Below are 15203 nucleotides of genomic sequence, written 5' to 3' on the forward strand. Positions count from 1 at the left end.
TGGTGAAGTGATCAGTGCAGACAGCAGGCCCGATAAGAAAGATCGGGCCCCCAGAAATAAATTATCAAAAGCAGAAAGGCAGCAGATCATGGAACTACACAACTCTCCAGAGTTTGCATCTTTGCCTCCAAATGTGATCGTACCGATGCAGGCAGATAAAGGTATTTATATTGACTCCGAATCAACATTTTATCGTGTATTACAATCAGCCTGTCAGTTGACCGCGAATGTCAGTACAAGCGGCCTGATGTGCTTAAGGCTGTGGCACTAAACTAGATCTGAAGTTGGGACATCAGTTGTTTACTGTCCTGGGTAAAAGGCCAGCATTTATACCTATATATGATCATGGATATTTATAGCCGTAATGTTATCGCCGCAGAAGTATTCACCAGTGAGACCGGGCAGCCTGCAGCAGAACTGCTACAACGAGCGGTATGGAATAAAAAACGTTCACCCAGTAATCTGGTACTTCATTCCGATAACGAAAGCCCAATGCGCAGCTATATGTTGTTGGCAAAAATATATGCTCTCGGCGTACTGAGTTCTTACTCTCGTCCTCGGATCAACAATGACAATCCGTATTCAGAATCTTTGTTCCGCACACTAAAATATTGCTCCTGGTACCAGAGAACGGCTTTCACACAATAGTGGATGCACGGGCATGGATCAGCCATTTCGCAAACTGGTACAACGTTGAACATAAACACAGGGAGATAAAATACGTCACGCCAGATGAGCTGCATCGGAGCCTGGATAAGAAAATACTGGTTGCCAGAAAATCTGTTTACAGGTTAGCCTACAACACCATCCAGAACGCTGGAGTAAACTACTATGCAACTGCGACCATATTTCGGAGGCTTACCTTAACCAGGATAAAGAGGCGGCATAACGTAATTTTAATACATCAGGCGACAACTCCCTTGTAAAACGCCGTTAGTGGGTGATGTCCGTTCGTGAAAATACGCATGTGAAAAGTGCACATGCAACTTGGCTCGAAGTTTCCGGTCAGATGGAAAAAATCAAACCGGCGGTCACGGTGATGATCGACGAAGCTGAGCGGGACGTTTTGGAATACCTCGGGTTCCTGAAAGCGCACCGGGTGAAAATCCTCTCGACCGACACGCTGGAGCAATTAAACAAAGAAGTGAAACGGCGTGCAGACGCAGTGGTAAAGAAGTTGTATTTGCCGTAACACTGCATGGCGGAGGAGACTTCATCTGAAGTCGCCCCCTGATGGACTTCACCGATCGTTCAATATGGACTATATTACCTTACAGGAATCTATAAATTAGCACAAGCCCACGAAACTACGATATTATCATGACAACTTAGTCACAGTTCTTGTTCACCAAAATTAATTAAATAGATGTGTAAATAAACAAATCAACAATTCTGAGAAGCCATTATAATTTATAAGATGGTTTTGTGGTGTTACTTTTTGCTATTCCCTTGAGGTTTTGGCCCACGCTGGTGGGCTTTTTTCTTTAGTGCGGAAATGCCATACTTAGAGATAATAAAAATTATACATTGATTACTATAAACGGGATAGTTTCATGTACGCATAGCCAGCGCTAGCCTTTATTGCAGGCTTTTCCTGCCTTTATATATTTCCAACCCTTAAGATAATAAAAATTTAGATTATGTGATTGCTAACTTGCTTTACCGTGGTATTATACATGCCGTCCTATCCTGACTTACCATAAATAACAACATGCACTTGCAGAGACTAACGCCCTTAATTTTCTCTTTGAGGCAATCTATTAATTAAATAAAAGGGCAACCTGATACCGTGCATATTCAAAACAACAATGCATAATATTATTCTATTATCTATAACAGGAGTAAGGTATAATTTATCGGTAGTTAACTTAAACAACTGCGCAGAATAGTACATAATTTAAAAGAAACTAAGCTCGGATTATGCATTCTGATCAATCGGCAAACCAACCAAAATCAGCAACTGGACTGAGCGATGCCGATCAGCACCGATACCCCATGTCGAACTACGCCTGATGCAGCAAGCAGTTCATAATGGACGTTCATCCGTTAGTCGCTGGATTAACGGATTTCCAACTCTGCATATTTTATTCCCCACATTACGTTGAAAAAATGGCGGCACTCCACAGATTATTTATCAGCATTGACTTGTAAAAATACACTCCCGGTTTGAATAGTATTTTCAAGCTCTTTTTTCCTAGAATAATACCATCTTAATAGACATTCTTTATCATTACAACTTTTTTCTCTTGCACGCCAGCTTTCTTGACTATATTTTAAAAACACTATTTTATCTTTTGCAGCTTTTTTTGCCAACCAGAATGTTTCAGATAAATTATAATCCAGCTCAGCTAGTCGTTTATCTGAACAAATCAATACTTCATTTTTAGAATGCGCTTTAGTACAATCAAAGCTTGTTTCAAAAAAATCCTGAAATTTATCTTGAGCCAGAGCAGATATACTCATTTGCATGAAAAAAAACATTGTAAAAAACTTAAACATACAAACTCCAAAAGGAATAATTAGAAATTAGTAACTATGGATACATCATACAAATTTGGCAGTAAGCCCATTCAGGGGAGCATGTATTTCTTTCACGTCCTTTCAGTCTTTATATCCTATCTACGAATAGTGGATACTCGACTAAATGCTCTATCGGTTAATCCTTCATCAAGTAACAAACTGTTTTTTATGTTGCCTGTTAATATATTTTAATCGAAATACCTTCAAACGCCTGTACAATCCAGTAGATATTATTACTCAAAGCATACGCTAGTATCTAAATGACTCACTGAGTCTGAATGTTCTCGAAGATATTATGGATGAGCATTGCATGTCATTGACCATTCCACGCTGCACAGTTGGGTTAAACGTTTGGTACCACTACTGGAAAAGGCTTTACGCAGGTATATACTCATTCTGCCGATGCTGAGACTTGTTTAACTTCATTCGAACACGGATTGACATCAAATTTCAATCAACAATTGGAATCTGTTCATCAACTATGAACCGAACTGCACCTTACTTTGTTGGAAGTCCAATTTTTCGGGTGCAGGCCCAAAATATGCAGGTAAATATTATAAATATTTACTACACATAACATAATCTACCGCAACTATAGAACCAGTATACACTATACCTGATCCCATGCTTGCCTCATACCAAGTGGAAACATTTAAAGCTTGTGCAGACCAATACGATCCATTAGTAAAGCCTGAACCCGGATACACCGCTAAAGCCCCCCACTCATTCCAAAGAGCACCTATACCACGGACTCCTGTAGCAATATTACTGTTGTTAACCGTCATATCACTGAGAACAGGCAAATTTAGAGCCCTACCAATGCACCAATCTCTGGCATTATTTCCCGTTAACCGAGTTGCACCATTATTAATAAACCATTTATTAACTGTAAATGTATAAGTCAATGCATCCCCCCCGGCAATTGGTGTTGCCGTAATGGTTACAGGCGATGTGGTACCCTCTGCAGTAAACGTCACTCTACCAGTAGAAGATACCGAAACCCACGACGTATCACTACTTGTCCAGTTATATCCTGCTGCAGCCCCCACTGTATTAATGGTAAATGAGGCATTATTAAAACCAGTTGTCGGGAAACCTGCCGTAGTAGCAAAGGTAAATCCACCTGCGGTGACACCTGTTATCTCTCCAGTCAGGGTGACACCGGCCGGGGCCACCCCGAAGGCCGCACCGCCCAGCGTGGCGCTCACCGCCGCAGCGCCCGCCGTCGTTCCGGTCAGGGTCGCCGTGTAGCTGCCGTCTCCGTTGTCCGTCACCGTGCTGAAGGTCACCCCCCCGAGGGTCGAGGCAAAGGCAACCGCCTGCCCGCTCACCGGGTTGTTCAGCGCGTCGCGCAGCGTCAGGGTCAGCGTGCTCGCCGCCACCCCGTCAGCCGCTATGGTCGCCGGCGCCGCGGCCAGCGATGAACGGGCCGCATCCGGCGCACCCGCCGTCAGGGTGACACCGGCCGGGGCCACCCCGAAGGCCGCACCGCCCAGCGTGGCGCTCACCGCCGCAGCGCCCGCCGTCGTTCCGGTCAGGGTCGCCGTGTAGCTGCCGTCTCCGTTGTCCGTCACCGTGCTGAAGGTCACCCCCCGAGGGTCGAGGCAAAGGCAACCGCCTGCCCGCTCACCGGGTTGTTCAGCGCGTCGCGCAGCGTCAGGGTCAGCGTGCTCGCCGCCACCCCGTCAGCCACTATGGTCGCCGGCGCCGCGGCCAGCGATGAACGGGCCGCATCCGGCGCGCCCGCCGTCAGGGTGACACCGGCCGGGGCCACCCCGAAGGCCGCACCGCCCAGCGTGGCGCTCACCGCCGCAGCGCCCGCCGTCGTTCCGGTCAGGGTCGCCGTGTAGCTGCCGTCTCCGTTGTCCGTCACCGTGCTGAAGGTCACCCCCCCGAGGGTCGAGGCAAAGGCAACCGCCTGCCCGCTCACCGGGTTGTTCAGCGCGTCGCGCAGCGTCAGGGTCAGCGTGCTCGCCGCCACCCCGTCAGCCGCTATGGTCGCCGGCGCCGCGGCCAGCGATGAACGGGCCGCATCCGGCGCGCCCGCCGTCAGGGTGACACCGGCCGGGGCCACCCCGAAGGCCGCACCGCCCAGCGTGGCGCTCACCGCCGCAGCGCCCGCCGTCGTTCCGGTCAGGGTCGCCGTGTAGCTGCCGTCTCCGTTGTCCGTCACCGTGCTGAAGGTCACCCCCCGAGGGTCGAGGCAAAGGCAACCGCCTGCCCGCTCACCGGGTTGTTCAGCGCGTCGCGCAGCGTCAGGGTCAGCGTGCTCGCCGCCACCCCGTCAGCCGCTATGGTCGCCGGCGCCGCGGCCAGCGATGAACGGGCCGCATCCGGCGCGCCCGCCGTCAGGGTGACACCGGCCGGGGCCACCCCGAAGGCCGCACCGCCCAGCGTGGCGCTCACCGCCGCAGCGCCCGCCGTCGTTCCGGTCAGGGTCGCCGTGTAGCTGCCGTCTCCGTTGTCCGTCACCGTGCTGAAGGTCACCCCCCCGAGGGTCGAGGCAAAGGCAACCGCCTGCCCGCTCACCGGGTTGTTCAGCGCGTCGCGCAGCGTCAGGGTCAGCGTGCTCGCCGCCACCCCGTCAGCCGCTATGGTCGCCGGCGCCGCGGCCAGCGATGAACGGGCCGCATCCGGCGCGCCCGCCGTCAGGGTGACACCGGCCGGGGCCACCCCGAAGGCCGCACCGCCCAGCGTGGCGCTCACCGCCGCAGCGCCCGCCGTCGTTCCGGTCAGGGTCGCCGTGTAGCTGCCGTCTCCGTTGTCCGTCACCGTGCTGAAGGTCACCCCCCGAGGGTCGAGGCAAAGGCAACCGCCTGCCCGCTCACCGGGTTGTTCAGCGCGTCGCGCAGCGTCAGGGTCAGCGTGCTCGCCGCCACCCCGTCAGCCACTATGGTCGCCGGCGCCGCGGCCAGCGATGAACGGGCCGCATCCGGCGCGCCCGCCGTCAGGGTGACACCGGCCGGGGCCACCCCGAAGGCCGCACCGCCCAGCGTGGCGCTCACCGCCGCAGCGCCCGCCGTCGTTCCGGTCAGGGTCGCCGTGTAGCTGCCGTCTCCGTTGTCCGTCACCGTGCTGAAGGTCACCCCCCCGAGGGTCGAGGCAAAGGCAACCGCCTGCCCGCTCACCGGGTTGTTCAGCGCGTCGCGCAGCGTCAGGGTCAGCGTGCTCGCCGCCACCCCGTCAGCCGCTATGGTCGCCGGCGCCGCGGCCAGCGATGAACGGGCCGCATCCGGCGCACCCGCCGTCAGGGTGACACCGGCCGGGGCCACCCCGAAGGCCGCACCGCCCAGCGTGGCGCTCACCGCCGCAGCGCCCGCCGTCGTTCCGGTCAGGGTCGCCGTGTAGCTGCCGTCTCCGTTGTCCGTCACCGTGCTGAAGGTCACCCCCCCGAGGGTCGAGGCAAAGGCAACCGCCTGCCCGCTCACCGGGTTGTTCAGCGCGTCGCGCAGCGTCAGGGTCAGCGTGCTCGCCGCCACCCCGTCAGCCACTATGGTCGCCGGCGCCGCGGCCAGCGATGAACGGGCCGCATCCGGCGCGGCCACCGTCACGCTCACGCTGGCATCTGCCACGATGTTACTGGCTGGTATATTCGCTTTAAGAGTGTTTATGCCGGCAGACGTCATCACAACGCTCGCGGAATAACTTCCGTCTCCGTTGTCTGTCCAGACAATTCCACTGTAATCCTGTCCCGTCAGGGTGTTACTCAGCACGATATCAGAGGATTGCAGGCCTGTTACAGGAACTGAATCGCGGTTGACAACCTTTAACGTCAGCATACTGCTCTGCCCGACCGTTACAGGAGAAGTTGCCAGCAGGGTCATACCGGTAACGGAGGCATTCACCGGAACAAAAGTCACACCGGTTACAAAACTGTTGCCGTTGATGAGCGTTGTACTGAGCGCGTACTGCCCCGCCCTTAAGTGAGTTATATTGAGAGCAACCTGGCCTGAAGCATCCGTTGTTGCCGCAAACCCTCCGCAGTCAGACGAGCCATTGATGGTACATTCATTCTTTCCTGTCGAAGGGGATATAATCACCTTCAGCGCCATTCCGGACACTGGCTTCCCGCTGGCGTCCGTCACCTTAACCACCACCTGATTGGCAGACCGCCCGTCTGCAAGCGCATTATCTGACACAACGCTGAGAGTGGCCTGAACGGAAGACGCCTTCACGGTTATAACCGTCCGGGCTTCCGCTTTGTTGCCTTCCCTGTCGGTCATTACTGCAGTAAGAGTGTAGGTATTTTCTTTTCCCGTTTCAGGCGAATTCCAGGCAGGCAACACCAGGCTGACCTCAAGAGGATTTGCCCCTGTGACAATCTGCCCTCCGGCTGCAATAAAGGCGCCGGCCTCCCACTCAACGCGGGAAACTCCGTACTTTGCCTTCGCCTTTGCGGTAACCGGAATACTCGTCAGCGCCTCCCCCTCAAATGACGGAGGTAATGACAATGAAACAAGCTCCTGCTTGCGGTACTGCATGACAATATTATAGTTACGGTCAACAAGGTCATAACGGCCGCCCTTAAGACTACGCATAATGCTGACATTGTCAGCACTTAACTGCTCAGAAAGCGACAATCCAAACCGCCAGTTAAAATCAATCCTGGCAAACAGGTCAGATGAGTCACCTGAACGGTGACCGGCAGTGACTGTCATTAACGGGAAAGGCGTATAATTTACGGCAGTCGTAAAGGTCTGCGGAGCATCCCGGAGGGAATCAGGAGAGGCAGAGCCTGTTCCGGAAGCTATTCCTTTTCCGAAATATTTTTCGTAGGTAAATTCCCCACCAACCTGCGGATATGCCGGCAGCCAGTACCTGGCCCTCAGGTCATAACCGTTAGCAGGGCGCTCATCATAATCACGCATGGAATCAAGCACCGACTGATGCCAGTCAGTAATTCGGAAATAACGGTTCGCTGAAAGACTGATATAGTCAGTTCTGGCCTCGAGCCCTACACCATAACGGGCATTATTGCCCGTCTGGTCATAATCATAAAAACTGTTAACTCCCAGCATGAATTCCTCTGCCGGGTAATACCGCACGCCCAGACCGCCATTCCAGATTGTTCTGTCTCTGTCACGCCGCACGCCGGCCTGACCATAAATAAGATGCTCCTGAGCATCCACCAGAGGAACCAGTAAATCAGCGCTCCCGCGTTTTTCCGTATCTATCTGAACACGTGCATTGCCTTTTTGCCCAAGCCAGTCACGTATGGCATTATTCATCACCCCATTGGCCATTCCGTTGATACGTCCAAGCGCTGCTGAGCGCGCAGCCCCGGCGCGGTCATCCGCCCCCATAACTCCCCAGACGGACTGAACCCCGCTCAGCAGGGCCTGAGGGGGTTCGGTTTTTTGGGGGGAAGTTTCATTATGTATACTGCCCGGCATTAGTGGTGGACTCGCAGGCTCTGAAGAGTCCGTTCCGGCTGAATGAACTGAAATATCAGGGTTGCTGTGGTTGTTGTTTTTGCCGGGAAACGCTGCACCCCGCAAAGGCTCTGAGGATGGCTTAACAACAGACACCTCAGGCGCCGGGAGTGACGATGCCTTTCCGTAAGGTTCAGAGAGCAATGCCTCCGTCTTCCCGTGACCAGCCTCCATCAGATGACTCATCTCCCCGAGCCTTTCCATCCCATCAGGCTGGGAAGCAAATGCAAGCGGGGCAAGAGGGAAAAGAAAACTACTTATGACCCAGTAAAATAAAACAAACAGCCGCGTTTTTTCAAAAACCCTGATGTCAGCAAACACAAACAGCACCCCGAATATATCAATAATTAAATCTTAGAAACCTGTAACATGCGGTTTCGTATTTCAACAAACGTCTGACTTTTAACCCTGTCACAAATCATATTCAGCTTATCATTCAGAGTGATGACCATAACTTCTTTAGGGTCCTTTTCCATTAATTCTTCATTAGCTTTATAGTACGCGTACTGTCGGTTAACGCTGTCAAACTGGGCCTTATATCCGGAATACGCAGACGTGTTAAGTTGCTTCAGGAGGTCGAAGTTATCAACACACTGGCGACCATCTGATTTTGCGCTGATGCTGCTTTTCTGACTCTGAGATGAAACGAGAGAAACTGAAGAAGGCCGGGTCTTGCCGACCGAATTACATCCAATCAGGAGTGAAGAAACAACAGAGATAATTACTAGGTGCGTTTTTTTCATAACGAACTCATTCCTAAATATTATTTAGCTTTGATGATAATCAACACCACCAAGCATATAAATACACAAATACATAAATGCATGCATATAAAAATACAAATTAAAAGTGGTGATGCCTCTAATTGGTTTAATCTGATTTATAATGTGGGCTTTTAAGGTTCTCTCATGGCCAGCGTTAACGTTCATTGTCCCCGTTGTCAGTCCGCTCAGGTTTACAGCCATGGTCAAAACTTAAAGGCCATGGCAAATTTCGCTACCGTGACTCCCACCACGTGTTTCAGCTCACTTACGCTTAAAGCCTCTCTCAATAGGACTTTATTCCAGACGATAAGACCACAGGCAAAAAATTCAACATGGCCTCGTAATTTTCTGTCTTCTTTTCCCATCGGGTCAGGACACGGCGAAAACGATTCATCCAGCTATAAGTTCTTTCGACAACCCAGCGATGGGCTTTGAAGTCCTTGTTTTTACTGGCATATGACTCTTCTTTACGGGACTGGATATGCGGTTCGTAGCGGCGGCCCTGTAGATATGTTTTCAGCCAGCCAGCATCGTAACCTTTGTCCAGGCAGAGTCTGAGTTTTTGCCCCGGACGACCCGCCTGAAGCGCATCGAGCGTATCCGCAACCAGGTTCATGTCGTGCGTGTTCGCTGCTGCGACAACCAGAGACAGAGGAAACCCGCTGGCGTCCGTCAGAAGCCCGCGCTTTACGCCTTGTTTCCCTCTCTCAGTGGGGTTGCGGCATGTTTTTTGTTCCTGACAGCGGCGATTTGGTCATACAGCCGTCCATTGACAGCCAGGACCAGTCAATGCTGTCCAGATGCCCGCAGGCAAGCAAACCGTTCTGCCAGAAGCGCTCGAAGACTCCGGCATCGCGCCATAGACTGGCCCCATGAATCTCCAGACAGTGGGAATCACTTAAGTTAGTGATAGTCTTAATACTAGTTTTTAGACTAGTCGTTGGAGTCCGGATGATTGATGCTTTAGGTCCAGAGAAGCGCAGACGGCGAAGTGTTCAGGAAAATCGCCATTGTTCAGCAGAGTTTTGAGCCCGGAATGACCGTGTCGCTGGTCGCCCGTCAGCATGGCGTTGCTGCCTGTCAGCTGTTCCTGTGGCGTAAGCACTATCAGGAAGGCAGCCTCAAAGCCGTTGCCGCAGGAGAACAGGTTGTGCCCGCGTCGGAGCTGGCATCTGCAATGAAGCAAATTAAAGAGCTGCAGCGCCTGTTGGGCAAGAAAACCATGGAAAACGAGCTGCTAAGAGAAGCCGTTGAATATGGCCGACAAAAAAGTGGATAGCGCACGTGCCCTTGTTGCCGGAGGATGGCGAATAAGCCTTGTCAGTCGTTGCCTCCGGGTCTCACGTTCGCAACTGCATGCCATGGCCCGTCGGTCGAAGGACTGGCAGGATCGTCGGTGCAAGCGCAAACCTGATGATACTGACGCGCTGGCCCGTATCCATACCGTTATCGGCGATCTGCCCACCTATGGTTATCGTCGGGTAACTCGACCAGAACACGTGAGGAGGCATCCAGTGTTGCGGGCGCCTGTATTCTCAAGCCCCGGCACCACCTTTATCGCGCCACCGTATAGATCCAGTCGTTACAGCGTGAGCATTTCTTGCTGCCAAAGTAAGTATATTCACATCGGGTACATCGCCAGTTTCGGGTTCGTGTGTGCAGCGGCCCCTGGAAAGCCGTATTCCGCTCTCGTCTGCCAGCAGGCCTTACCGGTGTAGCTCGCCGTGGTGGTCTTATCGCGTACTGGCAGCCCTGATTTTTAAGCCTCTCTATACGGTTGCGGCGTGCATGAACAAATATCTCCTTACCCGGAGCAACCTCCTGAATAATCACCTCAGTATGGCAGGAATCACACAGCAGGCGCCCGACGTAGCTGTATGGGACGTCCTGAACGGTTACCCATTCTCCGTCGTCAGTGATGGCGTGTTCAACTGGTTTGAACTGCATCATGACCGTACTCCAGTGCAGATACACTGGTGCACGAAAACCATTCCGCGTGGAGAAACGCGGCTCGCTGTGGTACGCATATCATACCACCTCGCTGCGGATAACTTCGGTACTGTGCTCACCGGTACGGCAATTCAGGCAGTACCGTTCGCCGTGGTAATCACTTTGGCACTCCGAACAGTGCCAGTCGGCCTTCCTCACTATCGGTAGGACATCTGGGACGTAACGGCGCAGCATGCGTATGCGCCGCGCTTCTATCGGCTCAGGGTGTACGTACGGGCAATGGTGACGACCGTTCTCGGTCAGGTTTTCCCATGTGTGTTCAAACCACGGGCGGTTAGTACCCCATCCAGGGTGGAATACCAGAGCGCTGCCGCAGAGGTGGCAGGTGTAGCGGTCGTAAGGGTGAAGCTGTGCAGTGACCGCGCCCGTGAGGCGCTGAATGCCGTCAAGCGCGATAAAAGATTTGGCGTCAATCGTCATATTAATGGGTCCTTTGCCATACGACAGGCAGCAGTGTTCCGTCCCGGAGAGGGCATCAGTGCAGGTCATACGACCGGTGGCTCTAAATCAGGTGTGAGATGTGATTGCGTTCGATAGATTACTGACGGGACTGCGCGATGCGTTGCTGTAGCCAGGCTTCCACTTCGCTTTCAAGCCAGCGGGAGCTTCTGCCCAGCTTAATGGGCTTCGGGAACTCACCGTCCTGTATGAGCTTATAAAACCATTTGTCGGTTAAGCCAGTAAGCTGGGTGATAAACGCCATCGTTACCAGTTGGTCTTTAAGAACGCTGTAATCTGTGGTCATCGTTTTTTCTCCGTTGGTGATAAGGGAGAAGAAGTCAGGGATGCGAATGGTGCAGACTTCTTCAAACGATGAGGTAATGGCGTATTTTTTTATCGGCGGGTTAGCTGTACTTACGCCGCCTGCCGCTGACTGCCGGGGCCGGGACAGCGCTGACTCTGTAAATCCGCCGCTTTGTACGCTGGGACTGCTTACCGAGGTAGCTCAGGATAAAAGCCATACCCTCCCGCCCTCTGCTGTCGGAAAAACTCACCACGCGTTCGCCTCTTACACGGTAATGTCCCTTTGGCTCACAGCGGTGCGCATAGCCTTCTCCATCCGTGATGTCCTCCCACAGCGACTGAATGGCTTCCCAGAAGCACCAGACCTTCCTGTGACGCTGACCATTGAGATAAAATGCAGCATGGACGTGGTAACGGTGATCTGCTGTGTATTCCAGTACCCAGGCATACCCCACCAGCCCTGATGATGCCGAACTCTGTTCCGTCAGCCAGGTCATATCGGCGACCAGTTGATTTAAGTCAGCGGCGTTAAATGAATCACTATTCTGGCGATAGGCAAAATCCACCCGCAGCATTAACAGTTTCGAGTAGCAGTTGAAGAGCTGGCTCTGATGGTGGAATAACACGTTCTGTAGAGAACTATCGGGTTGGTGATTTCTGTTGGTATTGTGAAGCATGATGTTATCCCGTGATGAATAGTGGTCATGGGATTACAGCAGCGTGTTATTTTTTACTGCGTGGATTTAACCGGATGGATGAGCAGGCTCATGCTGAACAAAGTTACTGGGACCGTCAGCAGCGTATTATCAGCGTGAGGGGATATTTGTTCATGTCATCCTCACGGTATTATTCGGGACCTGTGTTTAGCATGAGTGCATAAGGTTCAGACTGGAGATGAGATTAATCACACTGAGTGTATACGGCTAAACTCTGCGGATGGATGTCCCGTTGATGTGGTTGCCGATGGGGAGTATCAGTACGCTTCTTTATAAAATAACACTAATAACCTAAATGAATTTATTTTGAGGTTTAGTCAGTATCCAGTTACTCGTCTGCTGTCGTGATGTATTTCTGCAGATACACATCGTCTGGGGGAACACTGTTAATCCGGTTTTACCTGATTAACTTCACCGTGCATTCACGTAAGTTGCCGTACAGGCGTTATGCGAGGATGTCGTTCACTGCCTTCACTCATCTGTATCTCAGGGTAGCTTATTTTCGCCACTCTGATAGCAGAGTGATGGGTGTTCCACCTCTGGTCAGTTATATTGGCACAACGGCTACGCCAGTGCCGGAACCTGTAAGGGTAAAGCTTCGTATAATTACAGGGGAATGTAAAAAATGAAAGCACTCAGGAATGAACATACACGCGATGGAACATGGTGAGAATAATATCTTCGCCAGACTGATGTAAGCGTTTTATCCTTCATTTTAACATTTTCACTTCACTGTGTTGTTCTTTAACTGTAAGCACAACCAGTTGCAGAAGACCGGTTTATTGGGAATTTCACCATAAACCCAGGCGAGGGTACCTGTTGACAATTGTGCTCAACAGAGCAGCAAGGGCCGCCCAAAAGCGGTTTAGGACCCTGTAAACAGTAAAATCTTTCGGAAAACAGACGGCTAATACACGGATAAAAAACGTCTAAATCATGGGCTAAAATGGGAGCTTTTGTGGTAATATCACGACAAAATCACGCCATGACCACCACTTTGAGAGGCAAATATAATGGCATTTAATGATAATGGTAAGCGGGTTGCCGTTCCCGGAGCGACTAAACTTGAAGCACTCCTGAAGAGCAGTGAACGGGAGTTGATGTATTACGTCCATTTTTTACAGTGCAACGATAAGACTCGTCGTTATATCTCTGGGATGGATTATGCTGACATTAACCAGATCAAAGCCCTCATACAAAATGCACTTTATAAATCTGAGTTACGGGGGAGGGATATTGATTACACTATTGACGAAATGATCAATAGCTATCGAGAAAAAGCCATGCCTGAAGAAGAAATCAGCTGGTTAAAGGGGGAGCGTAGGGCATGCTTCTGGTTTTTGTTTAATGTACTCATTCGCGATACTCCCTACAGTTTAATTGATAGCATTATCAACAATAACAAATTAAACACGCACTCAAAGTCTGCATATTATTCAGCGGTTGCATGGCTTGATAAGGAAATGTATTCATGGGAGCATAGGGATGTTTTGAATGAAATGAGGAATTATGAAGACAAGTGGATGGGGATAAAATCAAACAAAGCGTATCCCTGGCTCGCTAAAAAAGAACCGAGCGATATAACATATTGTTATACCTACCTCAAGGATAAAGGAATGGGTGATATAACCCCCTCAATGTCAGAAAGAAAAGCTGCATTCATTCTTGAATTCTGTGAGGCTTCAGGCTTTGAATATAAAGATATTATAATGGCATTTTTTGACTATTTACATGGTGCTGCAAGGAATGGCCATCTTGTAACAGAAAATCTCATGAGAAAAATGTCTAGTGGGTTATCCTCATGGCGAAGCAGGAAAAATAAAGATGGATATTCTGACCTGCACTTTGACATCAGGGATGAAAACATCCCAAAACTTAAGGAACTTCAGAAAATTTTCAGACTCCCCTCAAGGAAAGATGTGGTCAATGAATTGATTGAGCGTTTTTACGAGCAGTATAATAAATCCTGATATTTTAATTTTTCTCAGTTATATATCACATTACTGAATTCCCTCCCGTTTTTATCTAACAGGCCATCCCCTCCGGATGGTCTTTTTTCATTCAGAGGCCGATATGAAACATCCCTCGGGCTACGCCCTTATCCGCCGCCATCTGCGACGTTACCCACATGCACTGCGCCAGCATCTGCTGCAGGAGCTTAACCGGCTGGTCACCTATGAGCCGGTGATTGGCATTATGGGGAAAACCGGCGTCGGTAAATCCTCGCTGTGCAATGCGTTGTTCCGCAGCGAAATCTGCGCCGTCAATGCGGTGGAAGCCTGCACCCGTCAGCCACAGCGTGTCAGGCTACGCTTCGGTCAGCATTACCTGACGCTCGTGGATTTACCCGGTGTGGGTGAGAGTGTTACCCGCGATGGCGAATACCGTGAGCTGTACCAGCGGATGCTGTCGGAGATGGATCTGGTGCTATGGGTACTCAAGGCCGATGACCGCGCATTTGCGGTGGAAGAGCAATTTTATCAGGACGTGTTCGCACAGTTCAGAGGACCGATACCGCCAGTGCTGTGGATACTCAACCAGGTGGACAAAACCGAACCCGCCGAGCAGTGGCGATGGTTGTCGGCTCAACCCTCGGCGTTACAGGCGGAGCATATTGCGCAGAAACAGCAGGCTGTGGCACGTCAGTTGCAGATAGCAGAAATAGATATTCTGCCAGTCTCTGTCCGGGGGCGTTACCGGCTGTCGCGCCTGGTGGAGGCCATGATTACCCGCCTCCCAAAGCAAGCCCGCAGTCCACTTGTGCCTCATCTGCAGAACCGGTATCGCACTGATACCGTTATCAATACCGCCAGCAGCAGCTTTGGCGATGCCGTGGTAGAGGTGATTGATAACATCATTGACCTCGCACCGCTGCCGCAGGTGGCCCGCACAGCACTGCATGCGGTGACCCACACCGTCGCCCGTACAGCAGGCTCCCTCTGGGGATTTTTCTTCGGTTAACCTCTTCATTTTCGATAAACCTGAAGACGTGTATCGATAAGTTTTTGTGCTCAATG

General features: G+C 51.4%; 12 protein-coding genes and 5 pseudogenes. 7 read left to right on the forward strand and 10 right to left on the reverse strand.

Annotated features, from left to right (window positions below; translation table 11 throughout):
* The first annotated feature begins 291 nt into the window (after nt 1-291).
* Together FOY93_RS24120 and FOY93_RS18775 are read left to right on the forward strand one after the other, a co-directional pair.
* Entirely contained in the window at nt 292-648 is a 357-nt protein-coding gene (locus tag FOY93_RS24120) for a DDE-type integrase/transposase/recombinase (protein ID WP_123060789.1), read from the forward strand.
* Between the two features lie 313 nt (nt 649-961).
* A pseudogene (locus FOY93_RS18775) lies at nt 962-1168 on the forward strand (transposase); the annotation flags it as partial.
* A 959-nt stretch (nt 1169-2127) separates the two neighbouring features.
* On the opposite strand, the gene FOY93_RS18780 reads toward FOY93_RS18775, so the two are convergent.
* The gene (locus tag FOY93_RS18780; protein ID WP_143345528.1) at nt 2128-2499 is read right to left on the reverse strand and encodes a lysozyme inhibitor LprI family protein; all 372 of its coding nucleotides are present in this window, start codon (nt 2497-2499) and stop codon (nt 2128-2130) included.
* A 202-nt stretch (nt 2500-2701) separates the two neighbouring features.
* On the opposite strand from FOY93_RS18780, the pseudogene FOY93_RS23780 reads away from it, so the two are divergent.
* Nucleotides 2702-2907 (forward strand): annotated as a pseudogene (locus tag FOY93_RS23780) (IS6 family transposase); the annotation flags it as partial.
* A 167-nt stretch (nt 2908-3074) separates the two neighbouring features.
* Here FOY93_RS23780 and FOY93_RS18785 read toward each other — a convergent pair.
* The 5 genes from FOY93_RS18785 to FOY93_RS18805 all read right to left on the reverse strand — a co-directional run bounded on the left by FOY93_RS18785 (nt 3075) and on the right by FOY93_RS18805 (nt 8695).
* Nucleotides 3075-4109: an Ig-like domain-containing protein gene (locus FOY93_RS18785; protein ID WP_143345529.1), complete on the reverse strand. Its 1035-nt coding sequence runs from the start codon at nt 4107-4109 to the stop codon at nt 3075-3077.
* Nucleotides 4106-4708, reverse strand: a complete 603-nt coding sequence (locus tag FOY93_RS18790) for an invasin domain 3-containing protein (RefSeq protein ID WP_143345530.1) — start codon at nt 4706-4708, stop codon at nt 4106-4108. Before FOY93_RS18790 ends, FOY93_RS18785 begins: the two co-directional genes overlap by 4 nt.
* Nucleotides 4705-5307, reverse strand: a complete 603-nt coding sequence (locus FOY93_RS18795) for an Ig-like domain-containing protein (RefSeq protein ID WP_143345531.1) — start codon at nt 5305-5307, stop codon at nt 4705-4707. Before FOY93_RS18795 ends, FOY93_RS18790 begins: the two co-directional genes overlap by 4 nt.
* Nucleotides 5304-7823, reverse strand: a complete 2520-nt coding sequence (locus tag FOY93_RS18800; protein WP_172621924.1) for an inverse autotransporter beta domain-containing protein — start codon at nt 7821-7823, stop codon at nt 5304-5306. Before FOY93_RS18800 ends, FOY93_RS18795 begins: the two co-directional genes overlap by 4 nt.
* Nucleotides 7824-8299: 476 nt before the next feature.
* Nucleotides 8300-8695, reverse strand: coding sequence for a YuaE family lipoprotein (locus FOY93_RS18805; RefSeq protein ID WP_223604707.1), 396 nt, complete (start codon nt 8693-8695; stop codon nt 8300-8302).
* 165 nt (nt 8696-8860) lie between these two features.
* Between FOY93_RS18805 and FOY93_RS18815 the strand changes: the two are divergent.
* Nucleotides 8861-8985, forward strand: a pseudogene (locus FOY93_RS18815) (IS1 family transposase); the annotation flags it as partial.
* Nucleotides 8986-9000: 15 nt separating this feature from the next.
* Here the strand turns inward: FOY93_RS18815 and FOY93_RS18820 are convergent.
* Nucleotides 9001-9576: pseudogene (locus FOY93_RS18820) on the reverse strand (IS5 family transposase); the annotation flags it as partial.
* A gap of 91 nt (nt 9577-9667) precedes the next feature.
* On the opposite strand from FOY93_RS18820, the pseudogene FOY93_RS18825 reads away from it, so the two are divergent.
* Nucleotides 9668-10200, forward strand: a pseudogene (locus FOY93_RS18825) (transposase); the annotation flags it as partial.
* 544 nt (nt 10201-10744) lie between these two features.
* On the opposite strand, the gene FOY93_RS18835 reads toward FOY93_RS18825, so the two are convergent.
* The 3 genes from FOY93_RS18835 to FOY93_RS18845 form a co-directional block, all read right to left on the reverse strand.
* The gene (locus FOY93_RS18835) at nt 10745-11146 is read right to left on the reverse strand and encodes a putative zinc ribbon protein (protein ID WP_123060699.1); all 402 of its coding nucleotides are present in this window, start codon (nt 11144-11146) and stop codon (nt 10745-10747) included.
* Between the two features lie 118 nt (nt 11147-11264).
* Complete coding sequence (locus FOY93_RS18840) at nt 11265-11471, reverse strand: helix-turn-helix transcriptional regulator (protein ID WP_057055960.1); 207 nt, start codon at nt 11469-11471, stop codon at nt 11265-11267.
* Nucleotides 11472-11571: 100 nt separating this feature from the next.
* Nucleotides 11572-12147, reverse strand: a complete 576-nt coding sequence (locus FOY93_RS18845) for an inovirus-type Gp2 protein (protein WP_123060700.1) — start codon at nt 12145-12147, stop codon at nt 11572-11574.
* 1052 nt (nt 12148-13199) lie between these two features.
* Here FOY93_RS18845 and FOY93_RS18850 point away from each other — a divergent pair.
* Nucleotides 13200-14156: a hypothetical protein gene (locus tag FOY93_RS18850; RefSeq protein WP_123060701.1), complete on the forward strand. Its 957-nt coding sequence runs from the start codon at nt 13200-13202 to the stop codon at nt 14154-14156.
* A gap of 103 nt (nt 14157-14259) precedes the next feature.
* A complete protein-coding gene (locus FOY93_RS18855; protein WP_164472290.1) occupies nt 14260-15147 on the forward strand; it encodes a GTPase family protein in 888 nt (295 codons plus the stop codon).
* Nucleotides 15148-15203: the final 56 nt, after the last annotated feature.

Origin of the sequence: Enterobacter sp. 18A13, from assembly GCF_007035975.1 — a bacterium.
GTDB classification, from domain to species: domain Bacteria; phylum Pseudomonadota; class Gammaproteobacteria; order Enterobacterales; family Enterobacteriaceae; genus Enterobacter; species Enterobacter vonholyi.

Bases quoted from the DNA above. Each gene is read 5' to 3' on its own strand.
- FOY93_RS18780 (WP_143345528.1), bottom strand. From the start codon at position 2,499: ATGTTTAAGTTTTTTACAATGTTTTTTTTCATGCAAATGAGTATATCT.
- FOY93_RS18800 (WP_172621924.1), bottom strand. From the start codon at position 7,823: ATGGGGGCGGATGACCGCGCCGGGGCTGCGCGCTCAGCAGCGCTTGGA.
- FOY93_RS18805 (WP_223604707.1), bottom strand. From the start codon at position 8,695: ATGAAAAAAACGCACCTAGTAATTATCTCTGTTGTTTCTTCACTCCTG.
- FOY93_RS18835 (WP_123060699.1), bottom strand. From the start codon at position 11,146: ATGACGATTGACGCCAAATCTTTTATCGCGCTTGACGGCATTCAGCGC.
- FOY93_RS18840 (WP_057055960.1), bottom strand. From the start codon at position 11,471: ATGACCACAGATTACAGCGTTCTTAAAGACCAACTGGTAACGATGGCG.
- FOY93_RS18845 (WP_123060700.1), bottom strand. From the start codon at position 12,147: ATGCTTCACAATACCAACAGAAATCACCAACCCGATAGTTCTCTACAG.
- FOY93_RS18850 (WP_123060701.1), top strand. From the start codon at position 13,200: ATGGCATTTAATGATAATGGTAAGCGGGTTGCCGTTCCCGGAGCGACT.
- FOY93_RS18855 (WP_164472290.1), top strand. From the start codon at position 14,260: ATGAAACATCCCTCGGGCTACGCCCTTATCCGCCGCCATCTGCGACGT.